At 60.8% G+C, this 20,437-nt stretch carries 20 protein-coding genes; 6 read left to right on the top strand and 14 right to left on the bottom strand.

Annotation, left to right across the window (positions count from 1 at the left end):
* Window positions 1-50: 50 nt before the first annotated feature.
* Entirely contained in the window at window positions 51-1,166 is a 1,116-nt protein-coding gene (moaA, locus tag BLV41_RS08670) for a GTP 3',8-cyclase MoaA (protein ID WP_083360675.1), read from the top strand.
* Between the two features lie 2 nt (window positions 1,167-1,168).
* Window positions 1,169-1,450: a MoaD/ThiS family protein gene (locus tag BLV41_RS08675; protein WP_074713205.1), complete on the top strand. Its 282-nt coding sequence runs from the start codon at window positions 1,169-1,171 to the stop codon at window positions 1,448-1,450.
* Between the two features lie 8 nt (window positions 1,451-1,458).
* Here the strand turns inward: BLV41_RS08675 and BLV41_RS08680 are convergent, their stop codons facing one another.
* Window positions 1,459-2,547, bottom strand: coding sequence for a helix-turn-helix transcriptional regulator (locus BLV41_RS08680; protein WP_074711360.1), 1,089 nt, complete (start codon window positions 2,545-2,547; stop codon window positions 1,459-1,461).
* Window positions 2,548-2,670: 123 nt separating this feature from the next.
* Between BLV41_RS08680 and BLV41_RS08685 the strand changes: the two genes are divergently transcribed.
* Window positions 2,671-2,952: a hypothetical protein gene (locus BLV41_RS08685; RefSeq protein ID WP_044579111.1), complete on the top strand. Its 282-nt coding sequence runs from the start codon at window positions 2,671-2,673 to the stop codon at window positions 2,950-2,952.
* A 109-nt stretch (window positions 2,953-3,061) separates the two neighbouring features.
* On the opposite strand, the gene BLV41_RS08690 is transcribed toward BLV41_RS08685, so the two are convergent.
* The 8 genes from BLV41_RS08690 to truB form a co-directional block, all read right to left on the bottom strand.
* Entirely contained in the window at window positions 3,062-4,420 is a 1,359-nt protein-coding gene (locus BLV41_RS08690) for a M16 family metallopeptidase (protein ID WP_083360676.1), read from the bottom strand.
* A 3-nt stretch (window positions 4,421-4,423) separates the two neighbouring features.
* A complete protein-coding gene (locus BLV41_RS08695) occupies window positions 4,424-6,664 on the bottom strand; it encodes a polyribonucleotide nucleotidyltransferase (RefSeq protein WP_074711362.1) in 2,241 nt (746 codons plus the stop codon).
* Between the two features lie 384 nt (window positions 6,665-7,048).
* Window positions 7,049-7,318 carry a 30S ribosomal protein S15 gene (rpsO, locus tag BLV41_RS08700; RefSeq protein WP_044579107.1) on the bottom strand — a complete coding sequence of 90 codons (270 nt, stop codon included), beginning with the start codon at window positions 7,316-7,318 and terminating at the stop codon, window positions 7,049-7,051.
* Between the two features lie 184 nt (window positions 7,319-7,502).
* Window positions 7,503-8,444 (bottom strand): bifunctional riboflavin kinase/FAD synthetase, encoded by a 942-nt coding sequence (locus tag BLV41_RS08705; RefSeq protein WP_074711363.1) that lies wholly within the window; start codon window positions 8,442-8,444, stop codon window positions 7,503-7,505.
* 82 nt (window positions 8,445-8,526) lie between these two features.
* The gene (locus BLV41_RS08710; RefSeq protein ID WP_074711364.1) at window positions 8,527-9,705 is read right to left on the bottom strand and encodes a GNAT family N-acetyltransferase; all 1,179 of its coding nucleotides are present in this window, start codon (window positions 9,703-9,705) and stop codon (window positions 8,527-8,529) included.
* A complete protein-coding gene (locus tag BLV41_RS08715) occupies window positions 9,702-10,142 on the bottom strand; it encodes a hypothetical protein (protein ID WP_074711365.1) in 441 nt (146 codons plus the stop codon). The genes BLV41_RS08710 and BLV41_RS08715 overlap by 4 nt, the downstream gene beginning before the upstream one ends.
* Window positions 10,139-10,570 (bottom strand): hypothetical protein, encoded by a 432-nt coding sequence (locus tag BLV41_RS08720; protein ID WP_074711366.1) that lies wholly within the window; start codon window positions 10,568-10,570, stop codon window positions 10,139-10,141. The genes BLV41_RS08715 and BLV41_RS08720 overlap by 4 nt, the downstream gene beginning before the upstream one ends.
* The gene (truB, locus tag BLV41_RS08725; RefSeq protein WP_074711367.1) at window positions 10,567-11,508 is read right to left on the bottom strand and encodes a tRNA pseudouridine(55) synthase TruB; all 942 of its coding nucleotides are present in this window, start codon (window positions 11,506-11,508) and stop codon (window positions 10,567-10,569) included. The genes BLV41_RS08720 and truB overlap by 4 nt, the downstream gene beginning before the upstream one ends.
* Before the next feature lie 123 nt (window positions 11,509-11,631).
* Between truB and BLV41_RS08730 the strand changes: the two genes are divergently transcribed.
* From BLV41_RS08730 to BLV41_RS08740, 3 genes are all read left to right on the top strand, one after another.
* On the top strand, window positions 11,632-12,411 hold the full coding sequence (locus tag BLV41_RS08730; protein ID WP_074711368.1) for a hypothetical protein: 780 nt from the start codon (window positions 11,632-11,634) through the stop codon (window positions 12,409-12,411).
* 229 nt (window positions 12,412-12,640) lie between these two features.
* Window positions 12,641-13,273, top strand: a complete 633-nt coding sequence (locus BLV41_RS08735) for a hypothetical protein (RefSeq protein ID WP_074711369.1) — start codon at window positions 12,641-12,643, stop codon at window positions 13,271-13,273.
* A 157-nt stretch (window positions 13,274-13,430) separates the two neighbouring features.
* Entirely contained in the window at window positions 13,431-14,546 is a 1,116-nt protein-coding gene (locus BLV41_RS08740) for a ScyD/ScyE family protein (protein ID WP_074711370.1), read from the top strand.
* Window positions 14,547-14,684: 138 nt separating this feature from the next.
* Here BLV41_RS08740 and rbfA read toward each other — a convergent pair whose 3' ends face one another.
* The 5 genes from rbfA to BLV41_RS08765 form a co-directional block, all read right to left on the bottom strand.
* Window positions 14,685-15,122 carry a 30S ribosome-binding factor RbfA gene (gene rbfA, locus BLV41_RS08745; RefSeq protein ID WP_044579098.1) on the bottom strand — a complete coding sequence of 146 codons (438 nt, stop codon included), beginning with the start codon at window positions 15,120-15,122 and terminating at the stop codon, window positions 14,685-14,687.
* A gap of 99 nt (window positions 15,123-15,221) precedes the next feature.
* Window positions 15,222-18,161: a translation initiation factor IF-2 gene (infB, locus tag BLV41_RS08750; protein ID WP_074711371.1), complete on the bottom strand. Its 2,940-nt coding sequence runs from the start codon at window positions 18,159-18,161 to the stop codon at window positions 15,222-15,224.
* Window positions 18,162-18,337: 176 nt separating this feature from the next.
* Window positions 18,338-18,562, bottom strand: coding sequence for a YlxR family protein (locus BLV41_RS08755; RefSeq protein ID WP_244516804.1), 225 nt, complete (start codon window positions 18,560-18,562; stop codon window positions 18,338-18,340).
* A 211-nt stretch (window positions 18,563-18,773) separates the two neighbouring features.
* A complete protein-coding gene (gene nusA, locus BLV41_RS08760) occupies window positions 18,774-19,745 on the bottom strand; it encodes a transcription termination factor NusA (protein ID WP_074711372.1) in 972 nt (323 codons plus the stop codon).
* Between the two features lie 2 nt (window positions 19,746-19,747).
* A complete protein-coding gene (locus tag BLV41_RS08765; RefSeq protein WP_074711373.1) occupies window positions 19,748-20,377 on the bottom strand; it encodes a ribosome maturation factor RimP in 630 nt (209 codons plus the stop codon).
* Between the last annotated feature and the right edge of the window lie 60 nt (window positions 20,378-20,437).

The raw sequence follows: 20,437 nt of genomic DNA on the forward strand, positions 1-20,437 counted from the left end.
TGGGCATCTTCGACGGCGCCGCCCGGGCAATAATGGCGTAGCGTTGGAGAATGGAAACCGAACGTGTGGCATTGGGCCTGCCGGCTGTGCGCCCTGGCTCCCCCGGGGCAGGCACACCACGGCCAGGCGGCGAAGAATCCGGCCTACTGGATCAATTTGGGCGCAAGGCAACCGATATGCGTCTCTCCCTGACGGACAAGTGCAATCTGCGATGCCAGTACTGCATGCCCGAGGCAGGACTTGAGTGGCTCAAGAAGGACAAGCTGCTGACGGCCGCGGAGATCGTTCGGCTCGTAGGCCTGGGCGTGAACCGTTTGGGCGTGCGGGAACTCCGGCTGACAGGTGGCGAGCCACTGGTCCGCGCCGACCTCGTGGAGATCATCGCGGCCCTGCGCCGGAACCACCCCGAATTGCCGATCTCCCTGACAACCAACGGTGTTGGCTTGGCGAAACGGGCACAGGCGCTCGCCGACGCAGGGTTGACCCGATTGAATGTTTCCATGGACACCCTGCATCACGACGCCTTCTTGCAGCTCACTCGACGTCCATTCCTGGATCAGGTGCTGGCTGGCATTGAGGCGGCATCGGCTGCCGGGCTGGCCCCGATCAAGATCAACGCTGTGCTGTTGCGCGGCATCAACGACGCTCATGCTGCGGAACTGCTGCAGTGGAGTCTTGACCGCGGCTACGAGCTGCGCTTCATCGAGCAAATGCCCCTGGATGCCGATCATGGCTGGACCCGGGATGGCATGATTACGGCTGCCGAAATCCGAGGACTGCTCGCTGCCGATTTTGAGCTGGCACCGGATCCCCGGGCGCGCGATGGTGCCCCCGCCGAACGCTTCGAGGTACGGCACCATGGCTCAACGGAACTGCTGGGCACGGTGGGAATTGTTGCCTCGGTCACCGAGCCGTTCTGTGCAGACTGCCGGCGTACCCGAATCACGGCTGAAGGAAAGGTCATGAGTTGCCTGTTTTCATTGACCGAAGTTGACCTGCTGGAGTTGCTGCGTGCTGGCACTTCCGCGCACGACGACGCCGCCGTCGCCGCCCGCTGGATGGATGCCATGTGGGCCAAGCCACGCGCCCACGGCATGGGCCATCCGGGCTTGGGCGACGCCGATTTTGTACAGCCAGACCGCAGCATGAGCGCCATCGGAGGATGAGCTTGAACGTTCGATTTTTTGCCGCAGCCGCCGCCGCAACAGGCGTGGAGGAGCATCTTGTTGGCCTGGAGGCGCTGGCCGGGACAACGCCGTTTACGCTGGCGGATCTAGCCGCCGTACTCGTCGAAAGCTACCCGGTCTCAGCCTCGCGCCACACTCCCCCCTTGGCGGAAATATTGCCCCGGTGCAGCTTCCTGCTCAACGAAGTGTCAACACGAGACCTGTCAACGCAGCTGTCCGCCGGCGACGTCGTGGACGTCCTCCCGCCCTTCGCCGGCGGCTGACGCTCCGATTAGTGGTCCGCCGGGGTCAGCGGTCCCAGGGCAAGGGCCAACAACGCCCCTCGGCTTTGCACGCCGCATTTTCCGAAGAGTGATTTGAAAATATCCTGGACCGTGTAGCGGCTGATTCCGAGCCTGCGGGCCAGTGCCGCCGTGTCGTGGCCGGCCGCAGCCTGTTCCAGCAGCTCACATTCCCTGGGGCTGAGGGCGAAGCAGCGTTCAAACACCTCGATCCGTTCTGCTGGGAGGCTGTCCTGGATGGTCACGGCAATGGGCACAGCGGCCCCAGGAACGTTGCTCTTCATTCTGGTGGCCGACAAACTGGCCCAAACCCCTTCACCAACGTGGAGTCGCGAGTGGGCAGGATGGGAGTCGGCGCCACACTCAACAGCCAACAGCTGTGCAGCGACATTCAAGACTTCCGCTGGAATCCCTTGGTTTGGACGGGGCGCCCGTTGGAGAAGATTGAGCCACGGCGCCGCCGATTCAGTCTGGCTCATGATGGACAGATCCTCGGCAAGAACCAAGACGGCCTGGCGGTGCTCCACGATGGAACCAGAAGTACCGCCGGAAGCGAATTCACGGGCCGAGGATTCCCTGAGGCCCGTGGCAATCACGTCAGCCACGGACTCCAGGCAGTGTGCCTCGGCGTCGGAAAATTCGGAAGCGCCCTCCCCACGCCACAATTCGAGCCACCCCCACAGGCCCCACCGGTCGGCGAAGGCTACTGACAGGACGTCAACTACGCCATGACGCGACAACAATGGCCACAGCGCACTTCGGCCCGGCTCATGACCCGTGGCCCCTTGCAATGACCTGGCGCGGGAAGGATGGATGGGCAACGCTGTCCACCTGTTCACCGGAGTCTGGTACCTCAGGGAAATCAGCTCGGGCAGTTCGGCTGCAAAGGGGCCCCACGCCATCGGCGCAATACCAACTGTCGTCACCGGGTCCGCCAGCGGCCACACCCATGCGTCATGACCCACGACGGCGCCCAGCTCGGCCAGCACGCCCGCACGGTAGCTGTGACTGTCTCTGCGGGCAGCGCCCAACGCCGCAATCCTGTCCCGGCAGCGGGCAAGGGCCCAATCGCTGGTCATGCCTCAAGTATGCGCGCACACGTTGGCCGCTGTCGGGACGTCTGCCCCCAGATTTATGGGATGTTGTGCAGCCGCGGTGACGCCTACAGTCAAGTCTTCAGTTCAAACGGAAGGAAGAGGGCCATGTTTACCTTGCAGATTGAGCACGCCATCAAGGACTTTGGAATGTGGATGGGGGCTTACGGCAACGATCCGCTGGGCAGGTCAGCCTCGGGAGTGGTGGCCGAACGTATTTACCGGCCCGTTGACGATGACCACTATGTGGTTCTTGATCTGGATTTCACAACTGTCGACGGGGCGGAACAATTCTTGGAGCGGCTGAGGAGCCAGGTGTGGTCGACCTCGGCAGTGTCCCCCGCGCTGGCGGGCGGACCAAAGACCCGGATCGTGGAACAACAAACCTGATAAAAATGGCCCGCTGCGGTTAGCCGTTTAAACGACGAAGGCGCACGTCCCCCCTTTTTCCCGCACCTTGGAACGGCGGCAAAAGGGGAACGTGCGCGAAGTCCGATAACTAGAGTCCGAAGGTTTCTGTTTCCTTGAAGGGTCCCACCACGGTGATGGTGCGGGGAGAACCGGCCAATTCGCGGGCCAGGTCCTGGACCTCTGCAGCGGTGACCTTGCGGATTCGATCCAGTGACTCGTCTATGTCAAGGAATTCGCCAGTGACCAGTTCGGCCCGGCCAAGACGGGACATGCGGGAGCCGCTGTCTTCGAGGGCAAGCACAATGCCGCCAGCCAGCTGGCCAAGCGCCTTGGATAGCTCGGCATCGCTGACACCATGCTCCGCCAGCTTTTCCAGCTCGTCAGTGAGCAGGCCGATGACCTGGCCAACCTTGGCTGGTGCGCAGCCTGCGTACATACCGAAGTAGCCGGTGTCGGCATAGGAGGAAGCAAAGGAGTACGTGGAGTACACCAGACCGCGCTTTTCGCGAATCTCCTGGAACAGGCGCGAGGACATGCCACCGCCCAAGATGGAGTTCAGCACGCTCATGACGTAACGACGCGAATCGGTGGCGCGAAGTGAAGGGCAGCCCAGGATGATGTTGGCCTGTTCGACCTGCCGGTTGACCACGTGCAACCCGGCGGTGCCGGAAACTGCAACGGCATCACTTGAGCGGCGCGGTGCCGGAGCAATTCCTTCATCAAGCGACCAGCCAGCCGTACGCAGTGCCTGAAGCACCTGGGCGCACACCTCGTCATGGTCAAGTCCGCCCGCTGCGGTAATGACCAAGGTCTCGGGCCGGTAGTGCAACTGGTAGTGGTCCCACACGGAAGCCCTAGGCACTGCCTTGATCGCTTCCGGTGTGCCACCAATGGGGCGTCCCAAAGCGTGATCGCCCAGTACGGCTGCAACAAATTGTTCGTGAGCCACGTCAGTGGGGTCGTCGCCATCCATGGCGATTTCCTCGAGGATGACGTCGCGTTCCTGCTCCAGCTCGGCCGGGTCAATCACGGCTGAGGTGACCATGTCGGCGATGACGTCGATGGCCATGGGCAGGTCGGTGTCGAGCACCCGTGCGTAGTAGCAGGTGCTTTCCTTGGCCGTTGCAGCGTTGGACTCGCCGCCCACCTCGTCAAAGGCGGACGCAATTTCCAAGGCCGTGCGGCGCTTTGTTCCCTTGAACAGCAGGTGCTCAAGGAAATGGGTCGAGCCGTGTTGGCCCTCGGATTCATCCCGAGAGCCAACACCAACCCAGAACCCGATTGTCGCACTGCGCTGTCCGGGCATGGACTCAGTGAGGACCCGCACTCCCCCGGGCAGGACCGAGCGGCGCACGACGGCGCCGCCGCTCTGGCCCGAAATCAGTGTGGAATCGCTGCCGTTCATGCCGTCAGCTGCGCTTAATAGCGGCAAAAGGGTAATCGCCATGAATTATTCAGCAGCGCTTTCGGCAGCTACTTCTTCAGCGGCGTTCTCTTCGTCGGCAACAACCGGCGAGAGGGAGAGCTTGCCGCGATCATCGATCTTGGTGATTTCCACCTGGATCTTCTGGCCAACGGAAACTACGTCATCAACGTTGTCCACGCGCTTGCCATTGGCCAGCTTGCGGAGCTCGGAGATGTGCAACAGACCATCCTTGCCCGGTGTGAGCGAGATGAACGCACCGAACGTGGTGGTCTTGACAACGGTGCCCAGGTAACGCTCACCAATCTCAGGAATCTGAGGGTTGGCGATGGCGTTGATCGCTGAACGAGCGGCGTCTGCTGACGGACCGTTCGTTGCACCGATGTAAACCGTGCCGTCATCTTCAATCGAGATGTCAGCGCCGGTGTCTTCCTGGATCTGGTTGATCATCTTGCCCTTCGGGCCGATGACCTCGCCGATCTTGTCCACGGGGATCTTGACAGCGATGACGCGGGGAGCGAACTCGGAGAGCTCGTCCGGTACGTCAATGGCGCTGGTCAGGACGGACAGGATGTGCAAGCGGGCTTCACGAGCCTGCTTCAGTGCGGCAGCCAAAACGGAGGCCGGGATGCCGTCGAGCTTGGTGTCAAGCTGGATGGCCGTCACGAACTCTGCGGTACCGGCAACCTTGAAGTCCATGTCGCCGAAAGCATCTTCGGCGCCGAGGATATCGGTCAAGGCAGCGTAGCGGGTCTGGCCGTCAACCTGGTCGGAGACCAAGCCCATGGCGATACCGGCAACGGGTGCCTTCAACGGGACACCAGCGTTGAGCAGCGACAGGGTCGATGCACAAACGGAACCCATGGAGGTTGAGCCGTTGGAGCTCAGTGCCTCGGAGACCTGGCGGATGGCGTAGGGGAACTCTTCACGTGAAGGCAGCACGGGCACAATGGCGCGTTCTGCCAAGGCACCGTGACCGATTTCGCGTCGCTTGGGAGAGCCCACGCGGCCGGTTTCACCGGTGGAGTACGGCGGGAAGTTGTAGTTGTGCATGTAGCGCTTGCGCGTTACCGGGCTCAACGAGTCGATCTGCTGTTCCATCTTCAGCATGTTCAACGTGGTGACGCCCAGGATCTGGGTCTCGCCGCGTTCGAAGATCGCCGAACCGTGTACGCGAGGCAGAACCTCAACCTCGGCTGTGAGCTGGCGGATGTCCGTCAGGCCACGGCCGTCGATGCGGATCTGCTCGGTGAGGATGCGCTGGCGGATGACGTGCTTGGTCACGGAACGGAAAGCAGCTGAGAGCTCCTTTTCGCGGCCCGCGAAGTCGCCTACCAAGGCTGCAATGGTCTCATCCTTCAAGGCGTCGGAGGCGTTGTCGCGCTCCTGCTTGTCGGCGATGGTGAACACGGCTGCCAGCTTGGTGGCTGATGCCTGCTCGACCGCGGCGTAAGCGTCATCCTCGTAGTCCAGGAAGATCGGGAACGTCACGGTGGGCTTGGCGGCGCGAGCAGCCAAGTCAGCCTGAGCGTCGCACAGTGCCTTGATGAACGGCTTTGCCGCTTCCAGGCCCTCTGAAACGATCTCTTCGGTAGGAGCCTGGTGGCCCTGTTCCTTGATGAGCTTCCAGGAATTGTCCGTAGCTTCGGCTTCCACCATCATGATGGCAACGTCGTCGCCGGCAACCTTACCGGCAACAACCATGTTGAACACGGCGTTTTCCAGCTCGGAGTGCTTCGGGAAAGCAACCCACTGGGGGCCCTGTCCGTCGTCGATCAAGGCAACGCGAACGCCACCGATGGGGCCGGAGAACGGCAAACCGGAGAGCTGCGTGGACATGGAGGAAGCGTTGATAGCCACCACGTCGTAGAGCACGTCGGGGTTGATGGCCAGAACCGTCACAACGATCTGAACTTCGTTGCGCAGACCCTTGACGAATGCCGGGCGCAACGGGCGGTCCATCAGGCGGCAGGCCAGGATGGCTTCCGTTGAGGGACGGCCTTCGCGGCGGAAGAAGCTGCCCGGGATGCGGCCAGCGGCATACATGCGCTCTTCCACATCAACGGTCAGGGGGAAGAAGTCGAAGCCTTCGCGCGGCTGCTTGCCGGCCGAGGTGGCCGACAACAGAACGGTGTCTTCGTCGATGTAGACCATGGCAGCGCCGGCGGCTTGCTGAGCAAGGCGTCCGGTCTCAAAGCGGACAACCCGCTTGCCATAGCGGCCGTTGTCAATGACAGCCTCTGAATACTGAATCTCGGGACCCTCCATATGAGAGTCACCTCCATTTCTTGGTAGATGTTCGTCTTTGAACCCCTGCCAAGGATCGGCACCGCACATTCTTCCCAGGATCACCACCGGATCGTGCTGTGGCTCTCTGTACAACATCCGGTCTTCGATCGAGGCCCACGGGCGCGAAACGCGAGGCGTTTCTTCCCGGAGGCCACTACCGAGGACCGCGAATGCGTGAATGCGGCGGGCTTGTCCTTGCGATGCAGGGATTGGCAGTGCTGGTGTGCCGTCCGCCCAAGCAGACGGCACACTCTTCACACTATAGGTTTCTACAGAGTAGGTTCCTACATTGTGAAAGGCGGCCTTCCAGCGCCAGATGACACGAAGTCTCCGGCAGGAGGAAGGCCGCCTTTGGTCACGAGACTAGCGGCGCAGACCGAGGCGCTCGATGAGCGTACGGTAGCGGGCGATGTCGGTGTCCTTGAGGTAACCGAGCAAGCGACGACGACGACCAACCAGGCCCATGAGGCCACGGCGGGTGTGGTGATCGTGCTTGTGCATCTTGAGGTGCTCGGTCAGGTCAGAGATGCGTCGTGAGAGCATCGCTACCTGAACCTCAGGCGAACCTGTGTCGCCTTCGCTGGTTGCGAAAGCCTGCATGATTTCTTGCTTTACAGCGGCTTCAAGTGCCACAAGTAACTCCTATGTATGTGCCGTGAACACGATTATCCAGCTTCGGCTCAATTACTTGGCCGAACATGGATGAATCCAGCCACCACGGACTGCAGCCAGATTCCACCTTTCAGTTTAGTGCAGAAAGTCTGGTTCTGTCGAAGCGGGTGAGCTTGGACTCAGTGTGGCGTTGGCCTCATAGTCATCAGCGCAGGATTGCACGGGTCTCCACAACATCGCGATGCATTTGTTCGATGAGTGCTTCAGGTCCCGTGTAGGCAACCATTCCGCGCAGCCGCTGAACGAATTCCACCACCACATGTTGGCCGTACAGGTTGAAGTCCTCTACGGACTCCTCGGGCCTGTCGATCACAAATGCTTCAACTTGGCGGCTGACGCCGATGAACGTGGGGTTGGATCCTACGGAGATCGCGGCCGGCCAGCGGCGCCCGTCCGTGTCCGTCAGCCAACCGGCGTAAACGCCGTCGGCGGGAATGATTCCACAGGCATCCGGGGAGAGATTCGCAGTGGGAAAACCCAGTTCACGCCCACGGGCTGCGCCATGGACAACTTCGCCGCTCATGGTGTGCGAGCGTCCCAGGACCTGGCTGGCGGTGTCAACATCGCCATTGCGCAAAGCCTCGCGCACCCACGTTGAGGACCAGCGGCGGTCGTGACCCTCATCGTTGACAACAACGACGTCGAATCCCAGGTCGGCGCCAAGGCTCACCATGGTCGAGAGGTCACCGGTGTTGCCCTTGCCGAAGCGAACGTCGTGACCAACCACGACGGCGCATGCGCCCAGACCATCGACAAAGACATTGCGAACAAATTCTTCGGGGGTTTGCTGGGCAAATTCGAGTGTATAGGGCAGGACCAGAACGGCATCCATGCCCAGTTCCGCCATGGCAACCAGCTTGTCAGCGTGGCCCATGATCTGTTCCGGCGCGGTCTCCGGCCTGTGGACCTTGGCCGGGTGCGGGTCAAATGTCAAGGCCACCGAGAGCGCACCGCGTTTGGCGGCTTCGGTGCGGACCTGCCCTAAGACTTCCTGGTGCCCGCGGTGCAGCCCGTCAAAGTTTCCCAGGGTGACCACGCAAGGGCCAAAGTTCTGGGGAACTTCCTCCATGGAGTTCCAAATCTGCACTGCTGTTCCTCGTTCAATTAGTTGCTCGGCGCTTGATGGTTGCGCCCGGATTCCTCGCGGATGGGTCAAGACCCTTCCAAGATTACCTGCTAAGGGGAACGGGTCCGTCCCATGTCTGCTGTGGCGTGCGTGGCTCACCATCGGCCAGCGAGAATTGCCACAGGTCCGCAGGTGTTCCGCGATCGTTGTAGGCACCACGGCTGAGGCCTTCAAAGCGGAAGCCCAATTTCCAGGCAAGTTTCCGGCTGGCCCAGTTGGGGACGAGCGCGTTCCAGTGCACGTAGCTGAGGTTTAGTTGATCGAAGGCGTAGTCGAGGAGCAGCCGTACCGCTTGTTCGGAAGCTCCTGTACCGCGGGCGTGCGCACCCATATTGATGCCCACGGTGGCAGTGCCTGGATTCTTGCACTGTAGATCAACGGTGCCGAGGAGCTTATCCGTTGTCGCGTCGGCAACGGCGAAGGTCAGCAGCTCCGCCGTACGCCAGCCAGCTTTGGTGATTGTTTTGATGAAGTACTCCGCGTGGCCCGGGGTGTAGTTCAAAGGAACGGTGGTCCAGCGGATGGCTTCACCGTCGCGGCAGTTTTCAAGTAGTACGGGCGCGTCCTTCATCGTCAAGGAACGTAGCACCACGCCCTCGCCGCGGAGCACCGGCACCACAGGCGTCACGTCAAGGCCCAATTCGCGAGAGTTCCATTGGGTTGCACTCTGGCTGTAGATCAGACCGATAGCTAATTCTGAGTCAACATGACCAAATCCGGGGATCTGCGCGGCCAAGGTAAATCCGCAACGCTCCGCCAGCAAGGAGCTCCCAAGATTCCCGGCCGTGCACATCCAGTGCAAATACTTCAGGCTTAGGTTGCCGAAAGCGTAACCGCACAACAGCTGCATGGCTCGTTGGGCTGCCCCGGTGCCTCGCCCGGACGGCAACATTTTGATGCCAACGCTTGCTGAGCCGCCCTCCTCGGTGGCGAAGACATTCTGCAAGCTCAACGTCCCCACCACCGCGGCGGCATCGTGCAATCCTTCGGTGATGGCGAAACGCAGGTTCGTTCCGCTCTTCCAACCTTCGGCTATGTGCCCGTCAATGAATTCCGCGGCTTGGCTGGCATCCATGGTCGCCACGGATCCGGTCCACCTGATGTTGAGTGGATCCCGGTGTATGGCGGCAAAGGACTCGGCATCGGCCGCGCTGAATCGTCGCAGGGTGGTGATGCCGTCGCTCAGCGTTGGGTTGTTCGGTATGCCCTTTGGCGCACTCACAACACGACCTTGGACTTGACTTCCCTGTGACGGTAGAGCCATATGAGGCCAATGATGGGCAGCAGCAACGGAATGTAGCCGTAGCCCTGGCCGAATTTGCTCCAGACGCTGGCGTGGGCGAAGGCGGCTGGATCGATCAGGCTCAACGCACCAACCACCACAACACCGAGAAGTTCGATGCAGATGGCGGCTGTGGCGATCCTGGCCCAGGTGTGGCCCGGTTTCGCCAGCGAGATCGTTGCGACAATATAGACAATCGCGGCGAACGCGGACAGGCTGTAAGCCACGGGCGCTTCATCAAACTTGGTGGCGATCTGGAGCAGCGCACGGGCCGTGGCCGAGATGGCAAACACAGCGTAGACAGTAATCAGCAGCCGTCCAGCTCCGGAGGTGCGGCCCGTGGGCGTTTTCTGATCGGCGGTGTTGGGGGTGTTCATAGTCCAATTCCTGCTTGAAGTGATTTCAGCGATTCCAGGGCCGGCGCAACTTGTGCCGAGAGGCCCGTGCCGTACCAAATTTGGGCCATTCGGGCCAGCATAACCACAACTGTCACACCCACGGCGCCCATCACGTAATTGGACCAGTGGGTGCGTTCCATCATGGCCCAGTAGAACCCGGCTACGGGCAGTGCCGCCGCGGTGAACATATAGCCCCAGAATTCCCAAGGCTCACCAGCCAAGGGTTCGCCAGCCAATAGCCGGATGAGGGAACCGATCGCGTAGGCCACGATGAAAAGTTCAACGGCTGCCAAGGCCAGCAGCGTGACATCGTTGGGCTTCTTTTTCATGATCGCCGCAACGACGCACACGATGGTGGATGCGAGTCCTACGATGGCGCCAATAACAAACCAGGCGTCAATGGTCACTGGGCACTTTCCTGCGGTGCAACAGCCGGCTTGACTTCGGGGTCCGGGGGAAACACAAGGACCGGCTTGGCGTGCTTGCCGGCGTCGGCCAGCAAGGCAACCAGTGTTCCATCGGGAGCAAAAGCCGCCGCTGGGTCCTCGCTCGTGTGCGTCCCGTCGGGGCTGGCCGGGATTCGGCGCCCAAAGGACAGTTCCCGGGCCTCGTCGGCTGTCAGCTCGCGCACCGGCATGAGGGCGCGGGCGGCATCGGCAATGTCCAGGATCTCTAGGTTCTCGGCCAGCGCCTCCAGCGTGCGCGCACGGTCAAGGGTGTATGGCCCGACGGCGCTGCGGCGCAAAGCGGTGAGGTGTCCCCCAACGCCGAGGTCGGAACCCAAGTCTCGGGCCAGGGCCCGGATGTATGTTCCCGAGGAGCAACGCACGGTGACATCCACGTCTACGTAGCCGACGCCGTCGTCCATCACGTCATGGCGAATATCGAGTACGTCGAAGCTGTGGATGGTTACGGGGCGGGCAGCCAGCTTAACCTCTTCGCCGGAGCGTACCCGGGCGTAAGCCCTCTCGCCGTTGACCTTGATGGCGCTGACGCTGCTGGGCACCTGGGAAATGGGCCCGCGGAGTTTCGCGATTCCAGCCTCAACTGCCTCGTCCGTGACGGCGTCCGTGGCGCAGGTGGCGGTCACTTCACCTTCGGCGTCGTCCGTGATGGTGGTGGCGCCCAGGCGAATGGTCGCCTCATACGTCTTGGAAGTCCCCACAATATAGGTCAGCAGGCGGGTGGCCTTGTTGATGCCAACCACCAACACCCCTGTTGCCATGGGATCCAAGGTGCCTGCGTGGCCCACTTTTCGGGTCCCTGCAAGCCTTCGCATTCGGCCGACCACATCGTGGCTGGTCCATCCCTGCGGTTTGTCTACAATTACTAGTCCAGAAAGCACGCTTTGAAGTATATCCGCACCCAGGCGTACCCCATGGTGACTTGTCCCCATGGCCGGATGCAGCATGTCTAGTTACGCTATTGAAAGTAGTAATTATGCGGCCACCTTTTGATACGGAGAATCATGACGACCCCAGCTTCCAACAGCCACAAGCGATCACTGACTGCGCTCGGCGCCGGCGCGGCGGTACTGATCGCCCTGACCGGCTGCCTGCCCGGCAGTGCCGAACCTCAGGCCGCCCCGGAATCGTCAGCAGCACAGAGCGGGCGGCCCACCGCCAGCGCTTCGGCAACCTCACAGGTCCGAGGTGGGGATGAGGCCACAACGCCCGCCGCACATCAATCGTCAGCAGCTCCGGCCGCCCCGGCGGCTGCGGGCAAGTTGACAGCCCCCGGCACCGCATTGAAATTTGGCCAGGCAGCCAACACACACAGCAACACTGGGGAACGCGACACGCCCAAGTACAAGGAGGCCACACACGAGACCAGTGTCACCAAGATTGTGGCCGGCAATGAAGCCGATTTGGCTAAATTGGAGGACGCCGCCAAGTTTGCCGGCCAAGTTCCCTACTATGTCTACACGGACATTAAGCTTTCCTCACTGAGCGGCCCGTCGGCCGGGATGGGTGATCCCCGGATCAACGCCCAACTCAAGGATGGCACCGACGCACAGAAGCTGATTGTTTTTGGCACTATGGGCGATTGCGAGAGCAGCAATTTTGAAACCACCGGCAAGGATGACGCCTTCACCTTTGTGGTGGGCTCCACCAAGACCATGTGCACTGTGTTTCTAGCACCCAAGGGCGACGCCGTGACGACCGCCAGCTACGACGACTCGAACTACAACTACGTCAAGTACGGCGACAACCCCTACCGCGACAACCCGATCAGCTGGGGCAACTGACTCATTTGATACCCCGCGAGCACCTCCCCGTCCCGCGGGGAGGTGCTCGCGTCACCAGCCCCAAGCCGTTGAACAGACCCTTTGACGAGTATCGTGCGGTACCCAAATCAATCCGTGATCTTCCAGGAGCACCATGAAGCGAAGACTCTGTGCAGCGATACTTTCACTGGTCCTTTTGGGCGGGTGTTCCCTGCTTCCATCCTCATCGGCCCCCCAAGAGCCCTCTGTCGTGGTCAATGGCAATTCACAGTTCACCCCGGCGGGCATCAAAGACATGAAGACCAGCAGGCAGGCCAGTATGGACGTTTCCGAACACAAGTTGGCCATGTCTGCCCTTGGCTTTACCGAAGGATCGGATGAAATCTTGATCGCAACGGATTCAATGAAGTTGATCAATGTCAGCATCACAACACCCAATGGCGTGGTCACCATGACCACCGACACCATCAGGGTCCGGCCCGGAGTTCCAACGGAATATGTTGACCACATAGACATTTTCCACAACTTCCCGGACGCCCAGGATGCCAATGCGGAGATTGAACGTGCCAGGGATGAATTGGGGTTCCGCGCGCTGGACGATTTCCCACCCATTGGACCGGAGTTCAAGGATGGTTCCGGCAAGGAAACGTGGGTGCCAGGCTTGGGCAACAAAACCGGGACCGTGTTTTCGGTGGAGGCCATGGCAAACCACACCACAGGCAGCCTGACCTGGATCTACTCCATTCAGCTGGGCGACAAATACTACACGCCGGAGGCTGCGGCAAGCATTGCCGAGACCGGGGACTTCGACTACTTCCAAATATATTTTGACCGTACAGCTTCGCCGGTTCTAGGCTGGATTTACTCACAGTCAAGGCTTTAGTTGCCAGGGCGTGTGAGCTCATCGGAAATATGGTTCTGGGGGCAAAATCCAGTTCACCTGAATAAGGTCGGCCCATTAAGGCCAGAATGCCTTGGCCTTAATGTTCATAGTTCCAACAGCCCGTCATCACCGGGCCATCCCACTAAGGGAAAAGATTATGAGGTCAAGAATTGCGGCCACCGCAGCCGCATGCGTTTTTGCCATGATCATGACAGCCGGGCCAGCCTTGGCACACAATCGAACCCAACCCGGCGGCGGGAACAGCTACAACCCCGCTCCCTCCCCTGTCAATGAAATAACATCCGGGCTTATCACCCCACTCAAAGTCGCCTTCGGCCCTCACGGCAGCTATTTGGTTGCCGAATCGTTTGCAGGCAAGCTCACCAGCATCTCATCCACGGGTCAAAAGAGCGTTGTAGTCAATGCACCCGGCCAAGAAATTGCCGGCGTTTCCTACCGGGATGGTGTGATCTACTACTTCGACAATGATCAAGGCGCAGGACCTGAACCCGGAGCAGCGCTGCTGCCTGCAAGGCTCAAGAGTATCGATGCTGCGGGCAGGACTCGTACCGTTGCAGATCTGAGCGTCTATGAGGGCGCCCACAACCCCGACGGCAAGACAGTCTACGGTGTCAGAACTGCCTCTGATTCCTGCCTGGCCGAGGCGCCCTACCTGCGGAGTATGGGTGAGCTGTTCTCGCACCCCTACTCCTCAGCCCCCGCTCGGGGTGGGGTTTACGTTGGTGATGCCGGAGCCAACGCCATCATGTTTGTTTCCGACTCCGGAAAAGTGAAACTGATCCGCCAGCTTCCGGCAGAACCCATCACCATTGATTCCTCGGTGGTGCAGATTGCCGCCTCGATGGGCATGGTGGTCCCCGACTGCATGCTGGGGTTGACGTATTACGCCCAGGCCGTGCCCACTGACGTGGAAGTCAGTGGCAGCTGGATCTACTACACGGTGCTCCCCGGTGTACCCGGTGAAATGCTGGGCGTTGGCAAGGTCTACCGAACAAACCTCAACAACGGGCAGACTGAGCTGATTGCGCGCGACCTCAAGGCACCCACAGGCGTTGCTGTGAGCGGGGAGGGCGTGGTCTACGTGGCCCAATTGATGGGAGACGGCGTAAGCATCATCAAGCGCGGCACAACCACCAACGTGATCCCCGCGGCCATGGCCAGTGACGTGGAACTAAATGGCAACACCCTTGCCGCCCTTACCAACGCCCTCACCGACTCAGGAGGCAGCCTGGTCACCAAGCGTCTGCGGTAAGTACGGCGGCTGCGTGTTGGCCGCCAGGCCCACCACTGGAGGGTTCCGCGCTGTTAATGGCCGCCTAACGTATGACGGCGGGCCCGTCACCAACGTGTAGAAGGTGACGGGCCCGCCGAATGTACGAGAAGGAAAAGATTACGCCTCGTCGGCGTCTTCTTCGTCCTTCTTGTAGGGGTCTGCTTCGCCGGCGAACTCGGCGGTCGCGGAGAGTTCAGCCAGTTTGGCGTCACGCTCCTTGGCGACCCGCAGCAGGGCCTCAAGGTTGGAGGCGTTTTCCGGGATTTCATCGGCAATGAATTCCAAGGTCGGCGTGAGGCGAACCGTGATGTTCTTGCCAACTTCGGCACGCAGAACACCCTTGGCCCGCTCCAAGCCGATCTTGGCCTCTGACTGGGCAGTCTCGTCACCAAAAACTGTGTAGTAGACGGTGGCGTGCTGCAGGTCATTGGTGACGCGGGCGTCGGTGACTGTCAGACCTTCGACTCGAGGGTCCTTGACCGTGCGGCGAAGAGCCTCGGCCACCACAACTTTGATGCGCTGGGCCAGTTTGGCGGCGCGGGCTGAATCAGCCATGATGATCTCCTTTGGGGAATCTGGGGATGGTCTTGGACCATCTTGGGGAATACAAAGCCGGCTGGGCGCCCAAGTGGACACCCAGCCGGCTAGTGCATGCTAGACGCGCGGCTTTTCGCGCATCTCGAACGTCTGGATGATGTCCTCGGCCTGCAGGTCGTTGAACGATCCCAAACCAATACCACACTCGAAGTCGGTGCGGACTTCGGTTGCGTCATCCTTGAAGCGCTTGAGCGAGTCAACCGTGAGGTTGTCGCCAATGATCTTCCCGGCACGAAGCACGCGAGCCTTCGTGTTACGGCGGATGATGCCGGAGCGGACGATGGACCCAGCGATGTTTCCATGCTTGGAAGAGCGGAATACTTCGCGGATTTCCGCGGTACCCAGTTCAGCTTCCTCGTACTCAGGCTTGAGCATGCCCTTGAGAGCCAGCTCAATGTCATCGATGGCGCCGTAGATGACCGAGTAGAAGCGCATGTCGACGCCTTCACGGTCAGCCAGTTCAGCAACACGCTCAGCAGGCTTGACGTTGAAGCCGATGATGATGGCGTTGTCGACAGTAGCCAAGTTGACGTCGTTCTGCGTGATGGCACCGACACCGCGGTGGATAACGCGCAGCTGCACGCCTTCGCCAACATCGATCTTGAGCAACGAGTCTTCCAGGGCCTCAACGGCACCGGAAACGTCACCCTTGAGGATGAGGTTAAGAGTGTCAACCTTGCCGTCAGCAACGGCCTGGTCGAAGTCTTCCAGGCTGATGCGCTTGCGACGCTTGGCCAGTGCTGCGTTGCGGTCTGCTGCTTCACGCTTTTCAGCGATCTGGCGGGCCGTACGCTCATCTCCTGTAACGAAGAAGGTGTCACCTGCACGGGGAACGTTGGACAGACCCAAAACCTGGACCGGACGTGAAGGTCCAGCCTCGGTGATGACATCACCGTTCTCATCGAACATGGCACGGACACGGCCGTGGGCAGTACCGGCAACAATCGTGTCACCGACATGCAAAGTACCGGACTGAACCAGAACAGTTGCCACGGAACCGCGACCCTTGTCCAAGTTGGCTTCGATGGCGATGCCTCGAGCGTCCTTGTTCGGGTTGGCGCGCATGTCCAGGGCAGCATCAGCTGTCAACAGCACAGCTTCGAGGAGTTCCTCGATGTTGATGCCGTTGCGTGCAGATACGTCCACGAACATGGTGTCGCCACCGTATTCTTCAGGAACCAAGCCGTATTCGGTCAGCTGGCCACGGATCTTCTCCGGGTTGGCGCCTTCCTTATCGATCTTGTTCACTGCAACCACGATCGGCACATTGGCAGCCTGTGCGTGGTTGAGTGCCTCAATGGTCTGCGGCATGACGCCATCATCAGCGGCAACTACCAGAACGGCAATGTCGGTGACCTTGGCACCACGAGCACGCATGGCGGTGAACGCCTCGTGACCGGGTGTATCGATGAAGGTGATCCGGCGATCATTACCCTCGTGCTCGTGCACGATCTGGTAGGCACCGATGTGCTGGGTGATGCCACCGTGCTCGTCGGCGACAACATCCGACTTGCGGATGGCGTCCAACAGGCGGGTCTTACCATGGTCAACGTGACCCATGACGGTGACAACCGGCGGGCGGAGCTCGAGGTCGTCGTCGCCTTCTGCTTCCAGCTCGGCTTCGAAGTCGATGTCGAAGCTGCTGAGCAGTTCGCGCTCTTCATCTTCAGGGGAAACGACCTGGACCTTGTAGCCCAGCTCGGCACCCAAGAGTGCGAAGGTGTCTTCGTCCAAGGACTGCGTGGCGGTAGCCATTTCGCCCAAGTGGAAGAGCACAGTTACGAGTGCTGCGGGGTTTGCCTCGATCTTGTCGGCAAAGTCCGAGATGGACGCGCCACGACGCAAGCGGATAACGGTGATGCCGTTACCGCGGGGAACCGTTACGCCACCAAGTGAAGGAGCACTCATCTGCTCTAGCTCTTGGCGCTTGGCACGCTTCGACTTGCGCTGCTTGCCACGGCCTGCGCCGCCCTTGCCGAAGGCACCCTGGGTGCCACCGCGACCGCGGCCACCCTTGCCGAAGCCTCCACCGGCGGGAGCTCCACCTGGAGCGCCACCGGGAGTCGCGCCGGGAGCACCCGGACGTCCACGGCCCGGAGCACCGGGACGGTCGTTTCCACGACCGGGCGCAGCAGGGCGCTCAGTGCGGTTGGGCATCATGCCAGGTGTGGGGCGGGCTCCACCGGGACGCGGAGCGCCAGCTGCGGGACGAGGTCCACCAGCACCGGGGGCACCGGCCGGACGCGGAGCGCCCGGACGGGGAGCACCTGCCGGCGGACGTGGTCCACCGGGACGGGGACCAGCAGCGCCAGCTTCGGCGTTGCGTGAGGAACCCGGGCGAGGCATGCCCTGTGAGGGTGCAAACGGGTTGTTTCCGGGGCGAGGAGCACCGGCACCGGCGCCAGCAGGACGGGGTGCGCGGTTGTCGCCGCGGTTGTCACTACGACCCTCGCTACGGCCTTCGTTGCGCTCGGGGCGGTTGCCTGAACGAGGCATGCCCTGTGAGGTTGCAAAGGGGTTGTTTCCCGGACGCGGAGCACCCGGGGCGGCAGCCTTGGGAGCGGCCTTGGGTGTAGCGGCGGGGGTCGCTGCTGCCGGAGCGGCGGGCGCAGCTGCTGCTGCGGGCTCTGCCGCGGCAGGGGTTGCAACGGCCGGTGCCGGAGCAGCCGGAGTTGCTTTGGCGCCGGGCTTTGCAGCCGGTGCGGGAGCCTTCGGACCAGGTACGACGGCGCTGGGTGCAGCCGGCGCAGATTCCTGGGTGGCAGCGGGTGCCTTGGGCTCAGCAGCCTTGGGAGCGGCCGGTGCGGGCGCTGCAGGCTTTGACTCGCCAGCCGAAGCTGACATGGGGAAAGCGTCGCGAAGCTTCTTCACGACGGGGGCCTCAATGGTTGATGAAGCTGAACGAACGAATTCGCCCAACTCCTGCAGTTTGCTTACTGCTTCTTTTGAGGTGATGCCGAGCTCTTTTGCAAGCTCGTGTACGCGGGCCTTGGCCACATTACTCCTGTCTCGGCCCGCACCGGACAGGTACGAACCGTTTAATTCTTACTGCAACATTCCACGTCGGAATGGGCGGTATGAGAGAGCACAAAGATGCTCATTTTTGGGCACTCATCGCTGGGTACTCATCGGGTTTCCATCGGTTTTCTGACCCGCTTTCACAAAAGGGACAATTAGGTTCGTATGACGTGGCTTGCCAAGTGCGGCAAACCATTCTGTGCAAACGCTTCAACGTCTCCGGTATTGGCGACCCCCGGAAGGGCCCTGCCAATAGCGCGTCGCTTGATCGCTAGCTTCCAACATTCCTCACTGGGGTGCAGCCAAGCGCCCCGGCCAGGCATACGACGTCGAACATCCACCAACGCCTCCATTTCACCGGAGTTATTGGTAGATCGCACTAGCCGAACAAGTTGAATCCGCGCCCCACTTTTCCTGCACCCAATACATGTACGAACAGCCTGGCCAGCTTCGATCGCATCGCCTTGCGCGTCAACTATCTGCGCCGCAATTACTTTCTTTGCCAACTGTGCTGTGCCTTCATGTGCTTCGAGTGTCAGGGCAGTTTCAGGCCCGGTTCTACTTATTCTACCGCGCGGGCCGACCGCAGACCTAAACCGCCGCGGCGTCGGAGACGATGTCGATGCGCCAACCGGTGAGCTTGGCAGCCAAACGTGCGTTCTGGCCTTCCTTGCCGATAGCCAAAGACAGCTGATAATCGGGAACTACCACGCGCGCTGAACGCAGGCCCTCATCGATGATAGTGACCGAAATCACCTTCGACGGCGAGAGGGAGTTGGCGATGAAGGTCGCGGCGTCCTCGTGAAAATCGACGATGTCGATCTTCTCGTCGTTGAGCTCGGTCATGACGGCGCGAACTCGGGAGCCCATTTCACCAATGCACGAACCCTTGGCGTTGACGCCGGCCTTGTGGGCCTTGACGGCGATCTTGCTGCGGTGTCCGGCTTCGCGAGCCAGAGCCACGATCTCCACCGTGCCGTCGGCAATTTCGGGAACTTCCATTTCGAAGAGCTTGCGAACAAGGCCCGGGTGGGAGCGTGAGAGCGTGATCGAGGGACCCTTTGTGCCACGGTGTACATCCACCACAAAGGTGCGGATGCGGTTTCCGTGGCGGTAGTCCTCGCCGGGGACCTGCTCGTTGGGAGGCAGAACACCTTCCACAGCACCCAGGTCAATCTGAATCATGTTGGGGTTGTTGCCCTGCTGAATCTGGCCGGCAACAAGCTCGCCTTCCTTGCCGCGGAACTCGCCCACAACTGCATCATCTTCGGCATCGCGAAGACGCTGGAGGATGACCTGGCGGGCGGTGCTTGCAGCAATTCGACCAAAGCCCTTGGGGGTGTCCTCGAATTCACCGATGGCGTTGCCGTCGTCGTCGAGCTCTGCGGCCCAAATGGTGACGTGGCCGCTCTTGCGGTCCAGTTCTGCCCGAGCCATATCGTGTGCGCCGGCCGACTTGTGGTAGGCCATCAGCAGTGCCTGCTCAATGGTGGGAATCAGGACGTCCAACGGGATTTCCCGTTGGCGCTCCAGTTCGCGAAGCGCGCTCATATCAATATCCATGGTCAGTTTCCCTCTCCATCGACCGCGTTGCCGCCTGTCGGTTCAAATTCCAAATCGAGCTCTGCCTCATCCAGGCGAGCAAATTCCAGTTCAACAACACCTCGGCGGATTACCGCGAACAAGATCTTTTCAGGCTCACCCTGCTTGGCCTTCATGCCCTTCTTCACCGGAAGTTCCGGCCGGAAAAGCACGCCGTCTTCTTCAACAGCCAGAATGCGGCCCATGAAGTTCTCTCGATCCGAGGCATTCACCTTGGCCATTCGACCTAGTGCACGGCGCCAGTGGCGCGGCTCGGTCAAGGGCCGGGTTGCTCCGGGTGAGGAAATTTCGAGGTCGTAAGCACTGCCGTCATCGTTGGGATCTGTGTCCATGGCGTCGGAGAGTTCACGTGAGATCGAAGAAATAGCGTCAAGGCCTACGCCACCGGCTTCATCTTCAGGCAGATCAACAATGATGGAAACGGTTCGGTGAGCGCCTGCAAAGTGAACCTTGACATCTTCGAGGTACAGGTTTGCGGCTGCAACCGTAGGGGCCAGGAATGCATGAAGTCTTTGAGCTTCAGCGATGGCCTCAGCTGCTGAGGGCGAATTCCCTGAGCGTGCGGCCATTTTGGACCTGTCTGGCTTCGTCATAAAACGCACGCCTCCCTATTGATGTTGTTGTAGTTATATAGACTACCGAGTTTCCGGCCC

Source organism: Arthrobacter alpinus (genome assembly GCF_900105965.1).
Taxonomy (GTDB): Bacteria; Actinomycetota; Actinomycetes; order Actinomycetales; family Micrococcaceae; genus Specibacter; species Specibacter alpinus.

Coding starts and splice junctions, on each gene's coding strand:
- moaA (WP_083360675.1), top strand. CDS start 51: ATGGAAACCGAACGTGTGGCATTGGGCCTGCCGGCTGTGCGCCCTGGC.
- BLV41_RS08680 (WP_074711360.1), bottom strand. CDS start 2,547: ATGACCAGCGATTGGGCCCTTGCCCGCTGCCGGGACAGGATTGCGGCG.
- BLV41_RS08685 (WP_044579111.1), top strand. CDS start 2,671: ATGTTTACCTTGCAGATTGAGCACGCCATCAAGGACTTTGGAATGTGG.
- BLV41_RS08690 (WP_083360676.1), bottom strand. CDS start 4,420: ATGGCGATTACCCTTTTGCCGCTATTAAGCGCAGCTGACGGCATGAAC.
- BLV41_RS08695 (WP_074711362.1), bottom strand. CDS start 6,664: ATGGAGGGTCCCGAGATTCAGTATTCAGAGGCTGTCATTGACAACGGC.
- BLV41_RS08715 (WP_074711365.1), bottom strand. CDS start 10,142: ATGAACACCCCCAACACCGCCGATCAGAAAACGCCCACGGGCCGCACC.
- BLV41_RS08730 (WP_074711368.1), top strand. CDS start 11,632: ATGACGACCCCAGCTTCCAACAGCCACAAGCGATCACTGACTGCGCTC.
- BLV41_RS08740 (WP_074711370.1), top strand. CDS start 13,431: ATGAGGTCAAGAATTGCGGCCACCGCAGCCGCATGCGTTTTTGCCATG.
- rbfA (WP_044579098.1), bottom strand. CDS start 15,122: ATGGCTGATTCAGCCCGCGCCGCCAAACTGGCCCAGCGCATCAAAGTT.
- nusA (WP_074711372.1), bottom strand. CDS start 19,745: ATGGATATTGATATGAGCGCGCTTCGCGAACTGGAGCGCCAACGGGAA.
- BLV41_RS08765 (WP_074711373.1), bottom strand. CDS start 20,377: ATGACGAAGCCAGACAGGTCCAAAATGGCCGCACGCTCAGGGAATTCG.